19 protein-coding genes and 4 tRNA genes are annotated in these 18,898 nt (G+C 72.4%); 17 read left to right on the top strand and 6 right to left on the bottom strand.

All coding sequences use genetic code 11. The features are described 5' to 3' along the window. The first annotated feature begins 1 nt into the window (after position 1). From ACFQ87_RS22880 to ACFQ87_RS22895, 4 genes are all read left to right on the top strand, one after another. A tRNA-Glu gene (locus ACFQ87_RS22880) sits at positions 2–74 on the top strand. 27 nt (positions 75–101) lie between these two features. After that, positions 102–174, top strand: a tRNA-Glu gene (locus tag ACFQ87_RS22885). Positions 175–199: 25 nt separating this feature from the next. Then, positions 200–272, top strand: a tRNA-Glu gene (locus ACFQ87_RS22890). Between the two features lie 49 nt (positions 273–321). After that, positions 322–396, top strand: a tRNA-Gln gene (locus ACFQ87_RS22895). Between the two features lie 132 nt (positions 397–528). Here ACFQ87_RS22895 and ACFQ87_RS22900 read toward each other — a convergent pair. Then, positions 529–1,242, bottom strand: a complete 714-nt coding sequence (locus ACFQ87_RS22900; RefSeq protein WP_030246527.1) for an IclR family transcriptional regulator — start codon at positions 1,240–1,242, stop codon at positions 529–531. 230 nt (positions 1,243–1,472) lie between these two features. On the opposite strand from ACFQ87_RS22900, the gene leuC reads away from it, so the two are divergent. The 4 genes from leuC to ACFQ87_RS22920 all read left to right on the top strand — a co-directional run bounded on the left by leuC (position 1,473) and on the right by ACFQ87_RS22920 (position 4,871). Beyond that, complete coding sequence (gene leuC, locus ACFQ87_RS22905) at positions 1,473–2,894, top strand: 3-isopropylmalate dehydratase large subunit (RefSeq protein ID WP_380612651.1); 1,422 nt, start codon at positions 1,473–1,475, stop codon at positions 2,892–2,894. Positions 2,895–2,897: 3 nt separating this feature from the next. Beyond that, positions 2,898–3,494: a 3-isopropylmalate dehydratase small subunit gene (leuD, locus tag ACFQ87_RS22910; RefSeq protein WP_380612652.1), complete on the top strand. Its 597-nt coding sequence runs from the start codon at positions 2,898–2,900 to the stop codon at positions 3,492–3,494. A 182-nt stretch (positions 3,495–3,676) separates the two neighbouring features. Beyond that, on the top strand, positions 3,677–4,024 hold the full coding sequence (locus tag ACFQ87_RS22915) for a hypothetical protein (protein ID WP_380612653.1): 348 nt from the start codon (positions 3,677–3,679) through the stop codon (positions 4,022–4,024). Positions 4,025–4,157: 133 nt separating this feature from the next. Beyond that, positions 4,158–4,871 (top strand): HU family DNA-binding protein, encoded by a 714-nt coding sequence (locus tag ACFQ87_RS22920; protein ID WP_380612654.1) that lies wholly within the window; start codon positions 4,158–4,160, stop codon positions 4,869–4,871. A 177-nt stretch (positions 4,872–5,048) separates the two neighbouring features. Here the strand turns inward: ACFQ87_RS22920 and ACFQ87_RS22925 are convergent, their stop codons facing one another. Further along, entirely contained in the window at positions 5,049–5,273 is a 225-nt protein-coding gene (locus tag ACFQ87_RS22925) for a hypothetical protein (RefSeq protein WP_380612655.1), read from the bottom strand. A gap of 88 nt (positions 5,274–5,361) precedes the next feature. Further along, positions 5,362–6,057 (bottom strand): 2-phospho-L-lactate guanylyltransferase, encoded by a 696-nt coding sequence (gene cofC, locus ACFQ87_RS22930; protein WP_380612656.1) that lies wholly within the window; start codon positions 6,055–6,057, stop codon positions 5,362–5,364. Positions 6,058–6,286: 229 nt separating this feature from the next. Between cofC and ACFQ87_RS22935 the strand changes: the two genes are divergently transcribed. The 3 genes from ACFQ87_RS22935 (at position 6,287) to ACFQ87_RS22945 (ending at position 9,355) form a co-directional block, all read left to right on the top strand. Beyond that, the gene (locus ACFQ87_RS22935; protein ID WP_380612657.1) at positions 6,287–7,120 is read left to right on the top strand and encodes a lysophospholipid acyltransferase family protein; all 834 of its coding nucleotides are present in this window, start codon (positions 6,287–6,289) and stop codon (positions 7,118–7,120) included. A 14-nt stretch (positions 7,121–7,134) separates the two neighbouring features. Further along, positions 7,135–8,118: an NAD(P)H-dependent glycerol-3-phosphate dehydrogenase gene (locus ACFQ87_RS22940; RefSeq protein WP_380612719.1), complete on the top strand. Its 984-nt coding sequence runs from the start codon at positions 7,135–7,137 to the stop codon at positions 8,116–8,118. A 91-nt stretch (positions 8,119–8,209) separates the two neighbouring features. Further along, positions 8,210–9,355 (top strand): D-alanine--D-alanine ligase family protein, encoded by a 1,146-nt coding sequence (locus tag ACFQ87_RS22945; RefSeq protein ID WP_380612658.1) that lies wholly within the window; start codon positions 8,210–8,212, stop codon positions 9,353–9,355. 113 nt (positions 9,356–9,468) lie between these two features. Here ACFQ87_RS22945 and ACFQ87_RS22950 read toward each other — a convergent pair whose 3' ends face one another. Then, positions 9,469–9,987, bottom strand: coding sequence for a DUF3515 domain-containing protein (locus ACFQ87_RS22950; RefSeq protein WP_380612659.1), 519 nt, complete (start codon positions 9,985–9,987; stop codon positions 9,469–9,471). A 19-nt stretch (positions 9,988–10,006) separates the two neighbouring features. Continuing rightward, positions 10,007–10,240, bottom strand: a complete 234-nt coding sequence (locus ACFQ87_RS22955) for an Lrp/AsnC family transcriptional regulator (RefSeq protein WP_380612660.1) — start codon at positions 10,238–10,240, stop codon at positions 10,007–10,009. A gap of 198 nt (positions 10,241–10,438) precedes the next feature. Here ACFQ87_RS22955 and ACFQ87_RS22960 point away from each other — a divergent pair, with 198 nt between their 5' ends. The 3 genes from ACFQ87_RS22960 to thiD all read left to right on the top strand — a co-directional run bounded on the left by ACFQ87_RS22960 (position 10,439) and on the right by thiD (position 13,630). Next, positions 10,439–11,404, top strand: coding sequence for a thiamine-phosphate kinase (locus ACFQ87_RS22960; protein WP_380612661.1), 966 nt, complete (start codon positions 10,439–10,441; stop codon positions 11,402–11,404). 331 nt (positions 11,405–11,735) lie between these two features. Continuing rightward, a complete protein-coding gene (locus tag ACFQ87_RS22965) occupies positions 11,736–12,761 on the top strand; it encodes an ATP-dependent 6-phosphofructokinase (protein ID WP_380612662.1) in 1,026 nt (341 codons plus the stop codon). Positions 12,762–12,784: 23 nt separating this feature from the next. Then, positions 12,785–13,630 (top strand): bifunctional hydroxymethylpyrimidine kinase/phosphomethylpyrimidine kinase, encoded by an 846-nt coding sequence (gene thiD, locus ACFQ87_RS22970; RefSeq protein ID WP_380612663.1) that lies wholly within the window; start codon positions 12,785–12,787, stop codon positions 13,628–13,630. A gap of 164 nt (positions 13,631–13,794) precedes the next feature. Here the strand turns inward: thiD and rpmB are convergent, their stop codons facing one another. Then, complete coding sequence (gene rpmB / locus ACFQ87_RS22975) at positions 13,795–13,980, bottom strand: 50S ribosomal protein L28 (protein ID WP_014138233.1); 186 nt, start codon at positions 13,978–13,980, stop codon at positions 13,795–13,797. Between the two features lie 282 nt (positions 13,981–14,262). Here rpmB and ACFQ87_RS22980 point away from each other — a divergent pair, with 282 nt between their 5' ends. From ACFQ87_RS22980 to ACFQ87_RS22990, 3 genes are all read left to right on the top strand, one after another. Beyond that, positions 14,263–15,897 carry a DAK2 domain-containing protein gene (locus ACFQ87_RS22980; RefSeq protein WP_380612664.1) on the top strand — a complete coding sequence of 545 codons (1,635 nt, stop codon included), beginning with the start codon at positions 14,263–14,265 and terminating at the stop codon, positions 15,895–15,897. Between the two features lie 39 nt (positions 15,898–15,936). Continuing rightward, complete coding sequence (recG, locus tag ACFQ87_RS22985; protein ID WP_380612665.1) at positions 15,937–18,165, top strand: ATP-dependent DNA helicase RecG; 2,229 nt, start codon at positions 15,937–15,939, stop codon at positions 18,163–18,165. Between the two features lie 105 nt (positions 18,166–18,270). Beyond that, positions 18,271–18,804 carry a hypothetical protein gene (locus tag ACFQ87_RS22990; RefSeq protein ID WP_380612666.1) on the top strand — a complete coding sequence of 178 codons (534 nt, stop codon included), beginning with the start codon at positions 18,271–18,273 and terminating at the stop codon, positions 18,802–18,804. Positions 18,805–18,898 lie beyond the last annotated feature (94 nt).

Below are 18,898 nucleotides of genomic sequence, written 5' to 3' on the forward strand. Positions count from 1 at the left end.
AGCCCCCGTTGTGTAGCGGCCTAGCACGCTGCCCTCTCACGGCAGTAGCGCCGGTTCGAATCCGGTCGGGGGTACTGATCCCGCAAGGGATCGCCTGGAAAGCCCCCGTTGTGTAGCGGCCTAGCACGCTGCCCTCTCACGGCAGTAGCGCCGGTTCGAATCCGGTCGGGGGTACTGATCCCGCAAGGGATCGCCAGGAGCCCCCGTTGTGTAGCGGCCTAGCACGCTGCCCTCTCACGGCAGTAGCGCCGGTTCGAATCCGGTCGGGGGTACTTCAGAGCAGGAAGCCGATGGGCTCGCCCATCGGCCCTTGCTTTGTGTTGGGGTATGGTGTAATTGGCAGCACGAGTGATTCTGGTTCATTTAGTCTAGGTTCGAGTCCTGGTACCCCAGCCAGAAATTAGAAAGGCCCCGTTTCCGGGGTCTTTTTGTTTTGCATCGGGAAATGCTTTTGAAGGGCCCCGCTCGGAGTCGAGCGGGGCCCTTTCGTTTTCGGTGGGGGAGGGGTGGGTGGGGGAGTCGGCCGGGTCAGCTCCGGCGCAGCGCCTCGGTGAGCCGGTTCGCGGCCTCGATGATGGCCTGGGCGTGCAGGCGGCCCGGGTGGCGGGTCAGCCGCTCGATCGGGCCGGAGACGGAGACGGCGGCCACCACGCGGTTGGAGGGGCCGCGGACGGGCGCGGAGACGGACGCGACGCCCGGCTCCCGCTCGCCGATCGACTGGGCCCAGCCGCGGCGCCGGACGCCGCTCAGCGCGGTGGCGGTGAAGCGGGCGCCCTGGAGGCCGCGGTGGAGCCGCTCGGGCTCCTCCCAGGCCAGCAGGACCTGGGCGGCCGAGCCGGCCTTCATCGGCAGGGTGCTGCCGACCGGGACGGTGTCCCGCAGGCCGGAGAGCCGCTCGGCGGCGGCTACGCAGATCCGCATCTCGCCCTGGCGCCGGTAGAGCTGTGCGCTCTCGCCGGTGACGTCGCGCAGGTGGGTCAGGACCGGGCCCGCGGTGGCGAGCAGCCGGTCCTCGCCCGCCGCGGCGGAGAGTTCGGACAGCCGGGGGCCGAGGATGAAGCGCCCCTGCATGTCTCTGGTGACCAGACGGTGGTGTTCGAGTGCGACGGCGAGTCTGTGGGCCGTGGGGCGCGCCAGACCGGTGGCGGCGACCAGCCCCGCCAACGTGGCGGGGCCCGACTCCAGTGCGCTCAGCACCAGAGCGGCCTTGTCGAGAACGCCGACGCCGCTAGTGTTGTCCATGCGCTAAGACTGCAGTCTCATTCCGCGAGACGCAAGTTCAATCTTCCGGGAAAAGCGCCACTCTGGATGCAGCAGCCCGGGAGACATCCAGGATGGGACCTCGCCAGAGTGTCCGCATCGTGGACAGCGATCCGGCGTGCAGGTTGCGCGAACGCGCCCCCAGTGGGCGGCGGAAGCGTTTACCCGACGACACGAAAAGGCCGGCAACGCGGCCGGCTGGAGGGAATCCGATGGGACGGACACTCGCAGAGAAGGTCTGGGACGACCACGTCGTGCGGCGCGCGGAGGGTGAGCCCGACCTCCTGTTCATCGACCTGCACCTGCTCCACGAGGTGACCAGCCCGCAGGCCTTCGACGGGCTGCGCCTGGCCGGCCGCAAGGTCCGCCGTACCGATCTGACGATCGCCACCGAGGACCACAACACCCCGACCCTGGACATCGACAAGCCGATCGCCGACCCGGTCTCCCGCGTGCAGCTGGAGACCCTGCGCCGGAACGCGGCCGAGTTCGGCGTCCGGATCCACTCGCTCGGCGACGTCGAGCAGGGCGTGGTGCACGTGGTCGGCCCGCAGCTCGGCCTGACCCAGCCCGGCACCACCGTGGTCTGCGGCGACTCCCACACCTCGACCCACGGCGCCTTCGGCGCGCTGGCGTTCGGCATCGGCACCAGCCAGGTCGAGCACGTGCTGGCCACCCAGACCCTGCCGCTGGCGCCGTTCAAGACCATGGCGATCACCGTCGAGGGCGAACTGCCCGAGGGCGTCACGGCCAAGGACCTGATCCTGGCCGTCATCGCGAAGATCGGCACCGGCGGCGGCCAGGGCTACGTCCTGGAGTACCGCGGTTCGGCGATCCGGAGCCTGTCCATGGAGGCCCGGATGACCGTCTGCAACATGTCCATCGAGGCCGGCGCCCGGGCCGGCATGATCGCCCCGGACGAGACCACCTTCGCCTACCTCGAGGGCCGCCCGCACGCCCCGCAGGGCGAGGACTGGGACGCCGCCGTCGCGTACTGGAAGACCCTGGCCACCGACGAGGACGCGGTCTTCGACCACGAGATCTTCATCGACGCGAGCGAGCTGACCCCGTTCGTCACCTGGGGCACCAACCCCGGCCAGGGCGCCCCGCTGGGTTCCAGCGTCCCGAACCCCGCGGACTTCGCCGACCCGCAGGAGCGCCTGGCGGCCGAGAACGCCCTGGCGTACATGGGCCTTGAGGCCGGCACCCCGCTGCGCGAGGTCACGGTCGACGCCGTCTTCGTCGGCTCCTGCACCAACGGCCGGATCGAGGACCTGCGGGCGGCCGCCGCCGTGCTGGAGGGCCGCAAGGTCGCCGACGGCGTACGGATGCTGGTCGTCCCGGGGTCGGTCCGGGTCGCCCTGCAGGCCGTCGAGGAGGGCCTGGACAAGGTGTTCACCGCCGCCGGCGCCGAATGGCGGCACGCCGGCTGCTCGATGTGCCTGGGCATGAACCCCGACCAGCTCGCCCCCGGGGAACGCTGCGCCTCCACCTCGAACCGCAACTTCGAGGGCCGGCAGGGCAAGGGCGGCCGCACCCACCTGGTCTCCCCGCAGGTCGCCGCCGCGACCGCCGTCCTGGGCCGCCTCGCATCCCCGTCGGACCTTTCCGCCAACGTCACCGTGGAGGCCTGAGCCATGGAGAAGTTCACCACCCACACCGGCCGGGCCGTCCCGCTGCGCCGCAGCAACGTGGACACCGACCAGATCATTCCGGCTCATTGGCTCAAGAAGGTCACCCGATCCGGTTTCGAGGGCGGGTTGTTCGAGGCCTGGCGCAAGGACGAGTCGTTCATCCTCAACCGGCCCGAGCGCCAGGGCGCCACCGTCCTGGTGGCCGGCCCCGAGTTCGGCACCGGCTCCTCCCGGGAGCACGCCGTCTGGGCGCTGCAGAACTACGGCTTCCACGCGGTCATCTCCTCGCGCTTCGCCGACATCTTCCGCGGCAACTCCCTGAAGAACGGCCTGCTGACCGTCGTGCTGCCGCAGGAGACCGTGGAGCGCCTCTGGGTGCTCACCGAGAGTGACCCTTCGGCCGAGATCACCGTTGATCTGGAGAAGCGCGAAGTGCGCGCCGAAGGCGTCACCGCGAGCTTCGAACTGGACGACAACGTGCGGTGGAGGCTGCTCAACGGGCTGGACGACATCAGCATCACGCTGCAGAACGAGGCCGACATCGCGGCCTACGAGGCGACTCGCCCCGCGTTCAAGCCCCGTACTCTGCCGGTCTCCTGAGTTGCCTTCAGAACAAGCATTCTGACGATCCACCGGATGGCCCGCGCTCCCCTCGGGGGGGCCGGGCCATCCGGCGTTCCGGAGCACGAGTTAGCGCCGAGGCCCGCCCCGGATTGCCCATTTGGCTTTGCGGAAGAGGGCCCCGCGCAAGTACAACTGCGGGTAGATGGCACAATCAGTACATGCACCGGCACCATGAACCTCCGTACGCGGGCGGCGAACCCGCGTCCGAGGAGTCCACGGGCCGGGGATCCGAACGCCGAATTGACGATCGGCCGGACGTCACCTCCGCACCAGCTGAGGGGCCGGACGACCAGGAAGTCGCAGCGCTCTACGCGCTTGTGGCCGAGCGGTTGAAGCAAGCTCACGCCCGCGTGCATGCGCTGAACGTGTCTGCCGATGCAAAGACCGCTCTCACCCGTCAACTGCTCATCGTCACGGAGACCGCCAAGCGCGATCTTCCCGAGGCGGCACGGCGGTTGAGTCGCTTTGTACATGACCTCGACGAGGGGCGCCCGCCGCTCGACTGAGGTCGCGGACGCGCAAATCCATTGCGACACTAGGGTGATTCGCGCGTTTGGTAATTGAAAGTCCGCAGATACATACCTAACGTGCGAAAAGAACGGATGGAATCATCCGGCGCCCGTTTCCGAAGGGGAAGACGTGAACAAGGCTCAGCTTGTCGAAGCGGTGGCCGAGCAGCTGGGCGGTCGCAAGGCTGCCGCAGAGGCCGTCGACGCAGTGCTCGACACCATGGTCCGTGCCGTTGTGGCCGGTGACCGGGTTTCGGTCACCGGTTTCGGCACCTTCGAGAAGGTGGAGCGCTCCGCGCGCTTCGCCCGCAACCCGCAGACCGGCGAGCGGGTCAAGGTCAAGAAGACCTCGGTCCCCCGCTTCCGTCCGGGCCAGGGCTTCAAGGACCTGGTCAGCGGCAGCAAGAAGCTGCCGAAGGAAGGCCCCTCGGTGAAGAAGGCCCCCAAGGGCTCCCTCACCCCGGGCAAGGCCGGCGTCGCCGCCACCCCGGCCGCCAAGCGCGCCGCCACCAAGCGCGCCGCCGCCGCTGCCGCCGCCCCGGCCGCGACGAAGAAGGCCGCCGCCAAGAAGACGGCCACCACGGCTGCCGCCAAGAAGACCACGGCCACCGCCGCGAAGAAGGCGCCCGCCGCCAAGAAGGCGACCACCGCCGCCGCCGCCAAGAAGACCACGGCGACCGCGACCAAGAAGACGGCCGCCGCCAAGAAGGCGACCACCACCGCCGCCGCCGCCAAGAAGACCACGGCCACCGCCAAGAAGGCGACCGCCACGGCGAAGAAGACGGCTCCGGCGAAGAAGACCGCCACCCGCAAGACCACCGCGCGCAAGACCACTGCCAAGTAAGTCCCGCGCGACTGTCCTCGGACGGCCTTCGGCTCAGAGCCGCGGCACCCCTTCCGCGAATTGCGGGGACCGGGTGGCCGCGGCTCTTTCGTTTTCCGGGCGCTTGGTCAGGATTAGGCGGCGGCCGGTGCCCGAGGCGTGGAAAGCGCGGTCGGCGCGGTCCGAAGCCCGGCCCGGTCAGCGTTCGTCGGCCGGGTCGGGGAAGGTCTGCAGGGTCACGAAGACCACCCGGCGGGCCTCGCCGGTGCCCTCGGTGCGGATCCGCACCCGCTGGCCGGGCCGCAGCAGCCGCAGGCCGCCGGCGTCGAAGGCGGCCGCGTCGAACGGCACCGGGGTCCCGTCGTCGAGCAGCACGGAGCCGGCCCTGGTGTCGGGGTCGAAGGTGAACGCGGTGGCCTGCATGCCTGCAGCATAGCGAGCGGGTCCGACAGGCCCCCGGGCCAGGACCCTCGGGCGGGCCTCCGGTCGGGACCGGGGGTCGGGACTGCGGTCAGGTCTGCGGGCGGGACCGGCCCAGACGGGCGAACAGGGCACTGGTGTGCGGGCCGAGGCCGAGCCTCGCGGCCTCGCCGAGGTCGCTGCCGGTGTCGACGTCCCGGCGCACCGACTCCACGTCCGCCAGGCGCAGTTCGAGCGCCCCTCCGGCCGCGTGCCGGGCCCGTGAGCCGTCCCCGAAGGCGGGGGAGAGCGGGTGGCCGGGGGCGCTGGCGAGCAGGGTGGTGCCGAGGCCGGGGGAGTCCGGCAGGAAGGCCCGGCCGTCCGGCGGCACCGCGCCCAGCACCCTGGCCAGTTCGGCCGGGCGCAGGGCGGGCAGGTCGGCCGAGAGGGCGGCCAGCGGTGCCCGCGGGGCGATCGTCAGTGCGGCCGAGGCGCCGTGTGCCAGCGCCGGGTTGAGGCCACCGCCCGGCTCGTCGGCGACGAGCAGGGCGCCCAGCGCCGCCAACCGGGCGCCGGCGACGGCGTCCCTGGTGACCACCAGGACCCGGGCCACGCCCGGCGTGGCGAGTGCCGCGGTGACGGTGTCGAGCGCGAAGGACAGGGCCAGGTCCGGCCGGTGCGGCCCGGCGTACGGGGCCAGTCTGCTCTTCGCCAGGGTGAGCGGCTTGAGCGGCAGCACCAGCGACCAGTCGGCGACGGGTGCGGCGGGCGCGGCGGGCCCGCTGGGGCGTACGGTGTCCTGGGTCATCGGCGTCATTGTGACGCCGGTCCCGGAGCCCTCGCCAGGCCGTCCGAGCTGTGTGGACGTGCGTTTGATCACGGCGGTCGGGCGGGTTGGCGCGGTCGCTCGACAGCCGGTGAGCGAGCGGGCGACACTGTTCCGCGCCCGTGACCGGGCACCAGGCAGGCCGGTGCGTGGCACCGGGACGCACTGACCGCGGCACCCCACGTGCCGCATGTGATGAGAAGGAGCTGGGGTGGCCCGCCGCTCGTACGCCAAGTTCGGCAATGCCGACTACGGCATCTGGTACCGCTTCGCGGCCGTGCTGGTGAAGCCGGTGACGACCGCCCTGGTGAAGCCCGACTGGCGGGGCTGGGAGCACATTCCGAAGGAAGGCGGCTTCATCGCCGCGGTGAACCACAATTCGATCATCGATCCGGTGGTCTACGCGCACTGGCAGTACAACAGCGGCCGTCCGCCGCGGATTCTCGGCAAATCCTCGTTGTTCTCGATTCCCTTCATCGGATTCATGCTGCGCAAGACCGGCCAGATTCCGGTGTTCCGCGAGTCCACCGACGCCGCGCAAGCCTTCCGGGCCGCGATCGACGCCGTCAACGGCGGGCAGTGCGTTCAGTTCTACCCGGAGGGAACGCTCACCCGGGACCCGGACCTGTGGCCGATGACCGGCAAGAACGGCGTCGCCCGGGTCGCGCTGATGACGGGTGCGCCGGTCATCCCGGTCGCGCACTGGGGCGCCCACGAGATTATCCCGCCGTACGGCCGGCCCGGTTACGGCAAGGGCAAGTTCAACCTCTTCCCGCGCCACAAGGTCACCGTCGCGGCCGGGCCCGCGGTGGACCTCAGCAAGTACCAGGGCCAGGAGCTGACCGCCCAGGTGCTCTCCGACGCGACCGAGGACATCATGACGGCGATCACCGCCGTGCTGGCCGGAATCCGCGGCGAGGAGCCGCCGGCCGAGCGCTACGACATGCGCAAGGCCGCCCGCGAGCGGGCCGCCGCCGCGATGGCCGAGCGCCCCCGGGCCAAGGGCGCCAGGAACGACAACGACGGTGAGGGGACGGGCCGGTGACCCGCTGCGCAGTGATGGGGACCGGATCCTGGGGCACCGCCTTCGCGATGGTGCTGGCGGACGCGGGCTGCGAGGTCGTGCTGTGGGCGCGCCGCCAGGAGCTGGTGGACGCAGTCAACACCACCCACGAGAACCCGGACTACCTGCCGGGCGTCCGGCTGCCCGACACCGTCCGGGCCACCACCGACGCCGCCGAGGCGCTGGCCGGCGCCGACTTCGCGGTGCTGGTGGTGCCCTCGCAGACGCTGCGTGACAACTTGGCCGCCTGGGCGCCGCATATCGAGCCGCAGACCGTGCTGGTGAGCCTGATGAAGGGGATCGAACTCGGCACCGCCAAGCGGATGAGCGAGGTGATCGACGAGGTCACCAAGGTCGGCCCGGAGCGCGTCGCGGTGGTCAGCGGGCCCAACCTGGCCAAGGAGATCGCCAACCGGCAGCCCGCCGCCAGCGTGGTCGCCTGCACCGACGAGGCGGTCGCCAAGCGGCTCCAGGCGGCCTGCCACACGCCGTACTTCCGGCCGTACACCAACACCGACGTGGTCGGTTGCGAACTCGGCGGCGCCGTCAAGAACGTGATCGGCCTGGCCGTCGGCATGGCGGCCGGCATGGGGCTCGGCGACAACACCAAGGCGACCCTGATCACCCGCGGGCTGGCCGAGACCACCCGGCTCGGCGAGGTGCTGGGCGCCGACCCGCACACCTTCGCGGGGCTCGCGGGGATGGGCGACCTGGTCGCCACCTGCTCCTCGCCGCTGTCGCGCAACAACACCTTCGGCATGAACCTGGGCCGCGGCATGTCGCTGGCCGAGACCATCGCGGCCACCCGGCAGACCGCGGAGGGCGTCAAGTCCTGCGAGTCGGTGCTGGACCTGGCCCGGCGCAGCGGGGTCGACATGCCGATCGTCGAGGCCGTGGTGGACGTGGTGCACAACGGGCGGCCCACCCAGGAGGCGCTGCAGACGCTGATGTCCCGCTCGGCCAAGGCGGAACGGCGCTGAGGCTCCGGGACTCCCCTGTCCGGCGCTCCGAGGCCCGTCGGGCGACCGTTGACTTCCCGGAAACAGCTCGCACGGTAGTCTCAAACCCGATATGAGCATCGAACAGTCCTCCCCGAACCCGTCCGCCCGCAAGCCGCGCGTCGCGCTGGTCTTCGGCGGCCGCAGCTCCGAGCACGCCATCTCGGTCTCCACCGCGGGCAGTGTGCTCAGGGCGATCGACCGCGACAAGTACGACGTGCTGCCGATCGGCATCACGCACGAGGGCCGCTGGGCGCTGACCAGCGACGAGCCGGCCCGGATGGCCATCACCGACGGCAGGCTGCCGGACGTGGCGCACGTCGCCGAGTCCGTCGAGGGGCAGGTCGCCCTGCCCTCCGCCCCGGGCAACCGGGAAGTGGTCCTCAGCGAGCCGGGAAGCGCCCCCAAGGCCCTCGGCGAGGTCGACGTGGTGTTCCCGCTGCTGCACGGCCCGTGGGGCGAGGACGGCACCCTGCAGGGCCTGCTGGAGCTCTCCGGCGTCCCGTACGTGGGCAACGGCGTGCTGGCCAGCGCGGCCGGCATGGACAAGGAGTTCGCCAAGCGGATCCTGGCCTCGCACGGCCTGAACGTCGGCAGCTACACCATCGTGCGGCCGCGGGACTGGGAGACCGAACAGGGCCGCGCGGCAGTGCGCGAGCGCGCCGCCGGGCTCGGCCTGCCGCTGTTCGTGAAGCCCTGCCGGGCCGGCTCCAGCATCGGCATCACCAAGGTCCGCGACCTCGCCGAGCTGGACGCCGCGATCGAGGAGGCCCGTCGGCACGACCCCAAGCTGATCATCGAGGCCGGTGTCTCCGGCCGCGAGATCGAGTGCGGCGTGCTGGAGTTCGAGGACGGCCCGCGGGCCAGCGTCCCGGCCGAGGTGCTGGTCGGTGAGGGCTTCGACTTCTACGACTTCGAGGCCAAGTACATCGACTCCTCCGAGGTGCAGATCCCGGCGCGGCTGACCGCCGAGGAGACCGCCGAGATCCGGCGCCAGGCCGTGGTCGCGTTCGAGGCCTTCGGCTGCGAGGGCTTGGCCCGGGTGGACTTCTTCCTGCTGGAGGACGGCACCTGGATGATCAACGAGATCAACACCATGCCGGGCTTCACCCCGATCTCCGCCTACCCGAAGATGTGGGAGGCCAGCGGGGTCGCGTACGCGGAGCTGATCGACCGGCTGCTGGCGTCGGCGCTGCGCCGCTCGACCGGGCTGCGGTAGTCGTACGGACGGCGCGAGGGCGGGCCGGGAAGCTCCCGGCCCGCCCTGTGACTCGCCCGCTCGCCTGTCACTCGCTGGCTCGGGGCGGGGACTCGCCCGCTGGGCTCCGGACCTCAGCCCGGGATCTTGGCCTTCACCAGGTCGCTCAGGGCGGCCGCCGGGTCGAAGGGGTTCTGCGCGGCGCCGGCCGGGACGGTCACCTCGACGTAGGCGGCGCGCATGGTCGTCACGAAGCGGTAGCCGCCGTCGCCGAGCTTCTGCGACCACCAGGTGAGGTCGTCGGCGGTCGGGGACCAGTCCGCGGCGTGGTCGCCGTCCAGCTCCTCGGGTCGGTCGATGCCGCAGCGCAGCACCGTCCGGGGCGAGCTGCCCCAGGCCGCCGTGTACGGGGACGCGGGCGACGGGTCCTTGCGGGCGTGCCCGAGCAACTCCTGCGGCAGCGCGGCGGAGAGCGCGCGGCAGTAGTCCGCGGCCTTCCCGCTCGGCCGCGGAACCTCGACCTGGGGGTCGGCCGAACTCCAACTGCCGATCAGCACCACGACCGTGCAGGTCAGTGCGACCGGCACGGCCAGCCAGCGGACCGGCGCCGGAAGCGCGGTCAGCGCCCTGGGGATGCGGAGTTCTCTGGCCACCCGCCGATGGTAGCGGGGGCTACAGGTGCACCACCGGACAGGTGAGGGTGCGGGTGATGCCCTCGACCTTCTGGACGTTGGCGACGACCATGCGGCCCAGGTCGTCCACGGTGTCGGCCTCGGCCTTGACGATCACGTCGTACGGGCCGGTGACGTCCTCGGCGGTGAGCACTCCGGGGATCTCGCCGATCGTGTCGGCCACGGCGCTGGCCTTTCCGACCTCGGTCTGGATCAGGATGTATGCCTGTACCACGGGGGCCTCCCGGCGGCCGGTTACGGGGGTCGCCGCCGTGATCGCCCGGTCGGGCACAGGGGTGGGAACGGGTTCACCGGCAGACTGATCACCACGCTACCGTGCAGCGGGCCGGGGAGGGGAGACTTCCGCACCCTCGAAGGGCGTACGCTGCGCGCGGGGGAGCCAGACCCGGATGGAAACGCGAGAGGACGGCAGATGCAGGGGACCGTGGGCGAGCTGGGCGAGTTCGGCCTCATCAAGGAGCTGACCGCCCGGGTACCGCTCACCGACGCGGTCGACCTCGGTCCCGGGGACGACGCCGCGGTGGTGAAGGCTCCGGACGGCCGGGTGGTGGCCACCACGGACATCCTGATCGAGCACCGGCACTTCCGCCGGGACTGGTCCACCGCCTACGACGTGGGCCGCAAGGCCGCCGCCCAGAACCTCGCCGACGTGGCCGCGATGGGCGCGGTGCCGACCGCGATACTGCTCGGCCTGGTCGCCCCCGCCGACCTGCCGACCACCTGGGCCACCGAGCTGATGGACGGGCTGCGCGACGAGTGCCAGGTGGCCGGGGCGACGGTGGTCGGCGGCGACGTGGTGCGCGGCGACACCGTCACGCTGGCGATCACGGCGCTCGGCGACCTCCAGGGGCGCGCGGCGGTGACGCGCTCCGGTGCCCAGGTCGGCGACGTGGTCGCGGTGACCGGTTGGCTCGGCTGGTCGGCCGCCGGACTGACCGTGCTGCAGCGCGGCTTCCGCTCCCCGCGTGCCTTCGTCGAGGCGCACCGCCGGCCCGAGCCGCCGTACCACGCGGGCCCGGCCGCCGCCGAGTTGGGCGCGACCTCGATGATCGACGTGAGTGACGGGCTGGTCGCCGACCTCGGCCACGTGGCCCGGGCCAGCGACGTGGACATCGACCTCAGGGCCGCCGACTTCGACGTCCCGGCGCAGATGGCCGACATCGGCCAGGCGGTCGGGGTGGACCCGCTGGTCTGGGTGCTGTCCGGCGGCGAGGACCACGCGATCGTGGCCACCTTCCCGCGCGGGGTCCAACTCCCGGCCCGCTGGCGGGTGGTGGGTGAGGTGACCGGTCGTCCGCGGGGCTCGCGCAGCGGCCGGGTGACGGTGGACGGCGCACCCTGGGACCGGGTCGGCGGCTGGGACCACTTCGCCGAGTGAGCGTTATTCGCCCGCTCGTCTCCGGGGCGCTCCGGCCCGGTGCCGACGGTCGGCGCTCCGGCGCTCGTGCCTCGCTGGTCGCTTCTCCCTTTCGGTACCGGCGCGCCCCTTCGGCTCGGGGCCGGGATTCGCCCGCTCGTCTCCGGGGCGGGTTCGCCGACTGGCCTACGGAGTACGGCCGATGGGCGCTGGACGCCGGTGCGGCACGTGACGCTCCGGGCGTGCGGCGGACGGGCTTCGGGGGTGCGTTTTGCGTAGGCTTGCGGCATCCGAGCCCGCCCGCCGTCCCTCGCGGGTGGCCTGAACCACTGCGAGTGGGAGCACACCACACATGCGCATCGGTGTACTGACCAGCGGCGGCGACTGCCCCGGCCTCAACGCGGTGATCAGATCGGTGGTGCACCGGGGAACGGACGTCCACGGGGACGAGATCGTCGGCATCGAGGACGGCTTCCTCGGCCTGATCGAGGGCCGCACCCGGCCGGTCACGCACGACGACGTCACCGGCCTGCTCACCCTCGGCGGCACCATCCTGGGCTCGGCCCGGGTACGGCGGGAGCGGATCGCCTGGGCGGTGGAGAACGCGCGGACGCTGGCCCGGGACATCGGCATCGACGCGCTGATCGCGATCGGCGGCGAGGGGACGCTCACCGCGGCCAAGCTGTTCAGCGACGCCGGGCTGCCGGTGGTCGCGGTGCCGAAGACCATCGACAACGACATCGACGCCACCGACGTCACCTTCGGCTTCGACACCGCGGTGCACGTCGCGACCGAGGCGATCGACCGGCTGAAGACCACCGCCGAGTCCCACCAGCGCGTCATGGTGGTCGAGTTGATGGGCCGGCACACCGGCTGGATCACCCTGACCGCGGGCATGGCCGGCGGTGCGCACGGCATCCTGATCCCGGAGAAGCCCTTCGACATCGAGGCGGTGGCCCGGATGGTCGACGACCGCTTCGCCCGCGGCAAGAAGTTCGCCATCATCGCCGTCGCCGAGGGCGCGGCCCCGCAGCCCGGCACCATGCGTTTCGACCACGGCGAGGTCGACCAGTTCGGGCACCGCACCTTCGGCGGGATCGGCAACCGGCTCGCCCACGAGCTGGAGAACCTGCTCGGCAAGGAGGCCCGCCCGGTCATCCTCGGTCACGTCCAGCGCGGCGGTATCCCGACCGCCCGGGACCGGGTGCTCGCCTCGCGCTTCGGCTGGCACGCGGTGGAGGCCGTCCATCAGGGCGCCTTCGGGCACTTCACCGCGCTGCGCCGGACCGAGATCGAGCTGGTGCCGATCGGTGACGCGGTGACCCGGCTGAAGACGGTGCCGGAGGACCGCTGGGCGGAGGCCGAGGCGGTGCTCTGAACCTTCAGGGGTAGGTTGACCTCATGTCCCTCCCGTCTCCCACCCCCGCCCCTGGTCGACGCGCTTCGCGCGGTCCCTCCGATGCGCCACCCCGAGTCCTCACGATCGCCGGCTCCGACTCCGGCGGCGGCGCCGGCATCCAGGCCGACCTCAAGGCGATGCTCGCCCTCGGCGTCCACGGCATGAGCGTGATCACCGCCGTCACCGCGCAGAACTCGCTCGGCGTCCAGGGCTACTGGGAGCTGCCCGCCGAGGCCGTGCGGGCGCAGTTCCGCAGCGTGGTGGACGACATCGGGGTGCAGGCCGTGAAGACCGGCATGCTCGCCTCGATCGAACTGGTCGAGACCGTCTCCGAGCTGCTGTCCGGGGTGGCCGCCCCGGTGGTGGTCGACCCGGTCGGCGTCTCCAAGCACGGGGACGCGCTGCTGGCCGCCGAGGCGGTGGCCACCGTCCGGGAGAAGCTGCTGCCGGTCGCCACCGTGGTCACCCCCAACCTGCACGAGGTGACCCAGCTCACCGGCCGGACGGTCGAGGACGAGTCGCAGATGCTGGACGCCGCCCGGGCGCTGGTCGACCTCGGGCCGAGCTGGGCGCTGGTCAAGGGCGGCCACCTGGAGGGCGAGGCCGCCGACCTGCTGTACGGCGGGCCGGACGAGGTGCACTGGTACCGCGCGCCGCGCTACGACAACCGGCACACCCACGGCACCGGCTGCACCCTGGCCAGCTCGATCGCGGCCGGCCTGGCCAAGGGCGAGTCGCTGCCCGAGGCGGTGGGCTCGGCCAAGGAGTACATCACCGGCGCGATCGCCGGGGGCTTCGCGCTGGGCGCCGGGATCGGCCCGGTCGACCACGCCTGGCGCTGGCGCTAGCCGTCAGCCGGGGAGCAGTGCCGGAAAGCAGTGATGGGCGGGCCCCCAAGGGAGCCCGCCCACCACGGTTACGTCCGGAAAGCCTGACCGGTCCCGGGAACAGCGAAGCCGGTCCATCCGAGGATGAACCGGCTCACTGGAGGACCGGCATGCCGGTCTGCGCGTCAGCGCGAGACCTTACCGGCCTTGATGCACGAGGTGCAGACGTTGAGCCGCTTCGGCGTCCGCCCAATCACAGCGCGCACCGTCTGGATGTTGGGGTTCCAACGACGGGGGGTACGGCGGTGAGAGTGGGAGATGCTGTTGCCGAAGCCCGGCCCCTTGCCGCAGACGTCGCAGTTGGCAGCCACAGGAGTCACTCCAAGACTTCAGATCAGTTACTTTCGAAAACCCCGCCCACCCACCGGAGCACTCACGTGAACCAGACCGGACAAGGGGGTGAGCCTGGACGGTTCCAGGCAACCGGAAGAGCATACAACGCTTGCTTCCGTCCCACGAAACTACCATGACCGGCTGAGTGATCGCTCCGGTCGCCGGTCCGGGCGGCCCCGCCCGGCCCCCGATAACCTGCCGGTATCACCCCATGCCACTGCCCGTCAGGCCATATCGGCGTCCCATCCGGAGGAGACCTGGTGCTGCACACGCTCGACGCCCCGGCCGTGCGCACCTGGTGCCAGCTCGCCCTGCGCGCGCTCGGCCAGGCCCGCGAGGAGATCGACGCGCTCAACGTCTATCCCGTGCCGGACGGCGACACCGGCACCAACCTCTACCTGACCGTCGAGTCCGCCGCCGCCGAGGTGGAGAGCCGCTTCGCCGACCCCGCCGCCGACCCGGCCCCCGGACTGGCCGACGCGGTCCGGGCGATGGCCCGCGGCGCCCTGGTCGGCGCCCGCGGCAACTCCGGGGTGATCCTCGCCCAGTGGCTGCGCGGCACCGCCGAGACGCTCGCCGACGGCGGCGGCGCCGAACAGCTGCGGGCCGCCCTCCAGCGGGCCGCCGACTCCGCCTACCAGGCCGTCGCCGAGCCCGTCGAGGGCACCCTGCTGACCGTCGCCCGGGTCGCCGCCCGGGAAGCAGTCCGGGCCGGGGACGGGCTCGCGCAGGTCGCCGACACCGCCTACCGGGCCGCCCGGGACGCGCTGCGGCACACCCCCGAGCAGCTCGCCGTACTGGCCGAGAACGGGGTGGTGGACGCCGGCGGACGCGGCCTGGTGGCCGTGCTCGGCGCGCTCGCCGACGCCGTCGCCGGGCAGCAGCCGATGGGCCCGGTCGCGCTGCGCGGGGACGTCCGGGCCGTCGAGACCTGCGAGGTCCACCTGCGGCCGCCCGGCCCGGGCCACCCCGCCTTCGAGGTCATCTACCTGCTGGACGCCCCCGACCAGGCGCTGCCCGCGCTGCGTGAGCGGCTCGGCGAGCTCGGCGACTCCCTGGTGATCGGCGGCGGCGACGGCCTGTGGAACGTACACGTCCACGTGGACGACGCGGGCGCCGCCGTGGAGGCCGGGGTCGGGGCCGGGCGCCCGCACCAGATCCGGATCACCCACTTCGCCGAGGCCGCCGCCCGGGCCGGCAGCACCGCCGCCGAGCGCGGCGAGCGCGAGGAGCGGGCCCGCGCGGTGCTCTGCGTGGTCTCCGGCGAGGGCCTGGCCGAACTGTGCGAGCAGGCCGGCGCCGTCGCCCTGCACACCGACCCGGACCGCCGCCCGGCCAGCGCCGAACTCGCCGCCGCGGTCCACCGCTCGGCCGCCCGCGAGGTGGTGCTGCTGCTCAACGACCCCGAACTGCGCGCCGCCGCCGGGGCCGCCGCCGACCAGCTGCGCGAGGAGGGCGTGCGGATCGCCGTCCTGCCCACCCGCTCGCCGGTCCAGGGGCTCGCGGCGCTCGCGGTGCACGAGGGCGGCCGTCGCTTCGACGAGGACGTGGTCGCCATGACCTCCGCCGCCGGGGCCACCCGGTACGCCGAACTCGCCGTCGCCGAGGGGGAGTCCTGGACCATGGCCGGGGTCTGCCAGGCCGGGGACGTGCTCGGCCTGATCGACGGCGACGTCGCGGTGATCGGCGGCGCACTGGCCGAGGTCGGCGAGAGCGTGCTGGACCGGATGCTCGGCGCCGGCGGCGAACTCGTCACCCTGATCCTCGGCGAGGGCGCCGACCGGACGCTCGCCGACCGGCTGGTCGCGCACGTGCGCCACCAGCGGCCGGAGGTGGACGCGGTGGTCTTCCACGGCGGGCAGGAGTCCACGCCCCTGCTCATCGGGGTCGAGTAGCACTCGGTTTGTCGGTCCCGTGGTGTAAACAGGGGCCTGATGGGCGCTCTCGATGAACCACTGACCAAGCTCGTCGGCGACCGCACCGCGAAGGTGCTCGCCGACAGCCTCAAGCTGCGCACGGTCGGGGACCTGCTGCACCACTACCCGCGCCGCTACGTCGAGCGCGGCCAGCTCACCAGCCTGGACGAGCTGGAGATCGACGAGCACGTCACCGTGCTGGCCCGGATCGAGAAGGTCACCCTGATCCCGTTCCGCGGCCGCAAGGGCGACCGCCTGGAGGTCGTGGTCACCGACGGCCGCAGCCGGCTCTCCCTGGTCTTCTTCAACCAGGGCTGGCGGCAGAAGGAGCTCAAGGCCGGCGCCCAGGGCCTGTTCGCCGGCAAGGTCGGTGTCTTCAACCGCACCCGCCAACTGGTCTCACCCGACTACCAACTGCTCGACGAGGACGCAGGCTCCGACGCCGCCAAGCAGTTCGCCGGCCGGCTCATCCCGGTCTACGGCGCCAGCGCGCAGATGCCCAGCTGGAAGCTGTCGATCTGCATCGAGACCGCGCTCACCAAGCACCTCGGCGACGTCGGCGAACCGCTGCCCGCCGAACTGCGCGAGCGGCACGACCTGATCCCGCTGCCCGAGGCGCTGGAGCTGATCCACCGCCCGCGCAGCCAGGCCGACCGCGAGCGCGCCCAGAGCCGGCTGCGCTGGGACGAGGCCTTCGTGCTGCAGGTCGCCCTCGCCCAGCGCCGCGCCGCCGACTCCGCCCTGCCCGCCAAGCCGCGAAAGGCCCGCGAGGGCGGCCTGCTGGACGCCTTCGACGCCCGGCTGCCGTTCACCCTCACCGAGGGCCAGCAGAAGGTGTCCGGCGAGATCGCCGCCGACCTGGCGACCGAGCACCCGATGCACCGCCTGCTCCAGGGCGAGGTCGGATCGGGAAAGACGCTCGTCGCGCTGCGCGCGATGCTCGCCGTGGTGGACGCGGGCGGCCAGGCCGTCCTGCTCGCGCCCACCGAGGTGCTGGCCCAGCAGCACCACCGCTCGATCGTCGAGATGATGGGGGACCTGGCCGAGGGCGGAATGCTCGGCGGCTCCGACCTCGGCACCCGGGTGGTGCTGCTGACCGGCTCGATGGGCGTCCCCGCCCGCCGGCAGGCGCTGCTCGACATGGCCTGCGGGGACGCCGGGATCGCCATCGGCACCCACGCGCTGATCGAGGACAAGGTCCAGTTCCAGGACCTCGGCCTGGTCGTGGTGGACGAGCAGCACCGCTTCGGCGTCGAGCAGCGGGACGCGCTGCGCGCCAAGGGCGAGCAGCCGCCGCACCTGCTGGTGATGACCGCCACCCCGATCCCGCGCACCGTCGCGATGACCGTCTTCGGCGATCTGGAGACCTCCGTCCTGGACCAGCTCCCGGCCGGGCGCTCGCCGATCTCCACCCACGTCGTCCCCGCGCTGGAGAAGCCCAACTTCCTCGCCCGGGCCTGGGAACGGGTCCGCGAGGAGGTCGCCAAGGGCCACCAGGCGTACGTGGTCTGCCCCCGGATCGGGGACGAGGAGCCCGCGGCCGCCACGAAGGGCGAGTCGAAGAAGAAGCGCAAGGCGGCCGAGGAGGACTTCGAGGAGGTCGCCGACATCGGCGCCGCCAGTGACGACCGGAGGCCGCCGCTCTCGGTGGTGGAGACCGCCGAGAAGCTCGTCAAGGGCCCGCTGAGCGGCCTGCGGGTGGAGATCCTGCACGGTCGGCTCGCCCCGGAGGCCAAGGACGAGGTGATGCGCCGGTTCGCGGCCGGGGAGGTGGACGTGCTGGTCGCCACCACGGTCATCGAGGTCGGCGTCAACGTCCCCAACTCCACCGTGATGGTCATCATGGACGCCGACCGCTTCGGCGTCTCCCAGCTCCACCAGCTGCGCGGCCGGGTCGGCCGTGGCAGCGCGGCGGGCCTTTGCCTGCTGGTCAGCGACATGCCCGGGGGCAGCGCCGCCCGGGCCCGGCTGGACGCGGTGGCCGGCACCCTGGACGGTTTCGAGCTGTCCCGGATCGACCTCGAACAGCGCCGCGAGGGCGACGTGCTGGGCCAGGCGCAGTCCGGGGTGAAGTCCTCGCTCAAGGTGCTCTCGGTGCTGGAGGACGAGGAGGTCATCCTCACCGCCCGGACCGAGGCCACCCGGCTGGTCGCCGAGGACCCGGACCTCGCCGTTCACCCGGAGCTGCGCACCGCGCTGGAGAGCCTGCTCGACGAGGACCGCGCGGCCTACATGGAGAAGGGCTGAGCGGGCCCTCGGGGAGGCCGGACTGTCAGACCCCCGCGAGAGAATGAAGGTGTTCAGGACGCACCCTCAAGGTGCGTACCTGGCACGACACTTGGGGGTCCTGCCATGGCATTCCGTCATCTCAACGAGCTCCCGCTCGGCGACAAGGTCTTCCGGATCGAACTCGCCAGCGACGACGACCGCGAGGTCACCCTCACCCTGACCGGCTGGCGCGAGGGGGCGGCCGCGGCGCCGCTCGCCTCGGGCAAGCTCCGCCTGCCGGTCGAGGACGTCGCCTCGCTGCGGATCGCGCTCAACCGCGCGCTGCGGGCGCTGGCGATCGTCGCCGACGTCTCCGAGCCCATCCCCGACCGCGACGTGCTGCGCGAGCTGTACCCGGGCCACGGTGCCCCCTGGGTGCCGCAGCACGAGGAGGAGCTGGTCCGGCGCTTCCACGACGGCGAGACCGTCGCCCGGATCGCCGCCCGCTTCGGCCGTACGCCCGACTCCGTCCGGACCAAGCTGCGCGAGCTCGGGCACGACCCGCGCCGCCCCGAGTTCTGCCCGCCCGACGGCTGCCTGTCCTGGTCCCGCTACGCCTCGCCGGCCCTGCTCGGCGCGGCGATCCCGGCCCAGTCGGCGGGCTCCGAGGCGAGCTGACGCGCTGACTCCGGGGCCCCACCGGCGCGTCGGTGGGGCCCCGCCGCTCGTCCACCGACCTCCGGGGCTGTGACTCGCCCGCTCGCCTCCGGGG

Source organism: Kitasatospora sp. NPDC056531 (genome assembly GCF_042794375.1).
Classification (GTDB): Bacteria; Actinomycetota; Actinomycetes; order Streptomycetales; family Streptomycetaceae; genus Kitasatospora.

What these genes read in the sequence shown, in the direction of transcription:
- ACFQ87_RS22965 (WP_380612662.1), top strand. Translation starts at nt 11,736, where the DNA reads ATGCGCATCGGTGTACTGACCAGCGGCGGCGACTGCCCCGGCCTCAAC.
- ACFQ87_RS22915 (WP_380612653.1), top strand. Translation starts at nt 3,677, where the DNA reads ATGCACCGGCACCATGAACCTCCGTACGCGGGCGGCGAACCCGCGTCC.
- ACFQ87_RS22990 (WP_380612666.1), top strand. Translation starts at nt 18,271, where the DNA reads ATGGCATTCCGTCATCTCAACGAGCTCCCGCTCGGCGACAAGGTCTTC.
- ACFQ87_RS22900 (WP_030246527.1), bottom strand. Translation starts at nt 1,242, where the DNA reads ATGGACAACACTAGCGGCGTCGGCGTTCTCGACAAGGCCGCTCTGGTG.
- ACFQ87_RS22925 (WP_380612655.1), bottom strand. Translation starts at nt 5,273, where the DNA reads ATGCAGGCCACCGCGTTCACCTTCGACCCCGACACCAGGGCCGGCTCC.
- cofC (WP_380612656.1), bottom strand. Translation starts at nt 6,057, where the DNA reads ATGACCCAGGACACCGTACGCCCCAGCGGGCCCGCCGCGCCCGCCGCA.
- ACFQ87_RS22940 (WP_380612719.1), top strand. Translation starts at nt 7,135, where the DNA reads ATGGGGACCGGATCCTGGGGCACCGCCTTCGCGATGGTGCTGGCGGAC.
- leuC (WP_380612651.1), top strand. Translation starts at nt 1,473, where the DNA reads ATGGGACGGACACTCGCAGAGAAGGTCTGGGACGACCACGTCGTGCGG.
- ACFQ87_RS22945 (WP_380612658.1), top strand. Translation starts at nt 8,210, where the DNA reads ATGAGCATCGAACAGTCCTCCCCGAACCCGTCCGCCCGCAAGCCGCGC.
- thiD (WP_380612663.1), top strand. Translation starts at nt 12,785, where the DNA reads ATGTCCCTCCCGTCTCCCACCCCCGCCCCTGGTCGACGCGCTTCGCGC.
- recG (WP_380612665.1), top strand. Translation starts at nt 15,937, where the DNA reads ATGGGCGCTCTCGATGAACCACTGACCAAGCTCGTCGGCGACCGCACC.
- ACFQ87_RS22960 (WP_380612661.1), top strand. Translation starts at nt 10,439, where the DNA reads ATGCAGGGGACCGTGGGCGAGCTGGGCGAGTTCGGCCTCATCAAGGAG.
- leuD (WP_380612652.1), top strand. Translation starts at nt 2,898, where the DNA reads ATGGAGAAGTTCACCACCCACACCGGCCGGGCCGTCCCGCTGCGCCGC.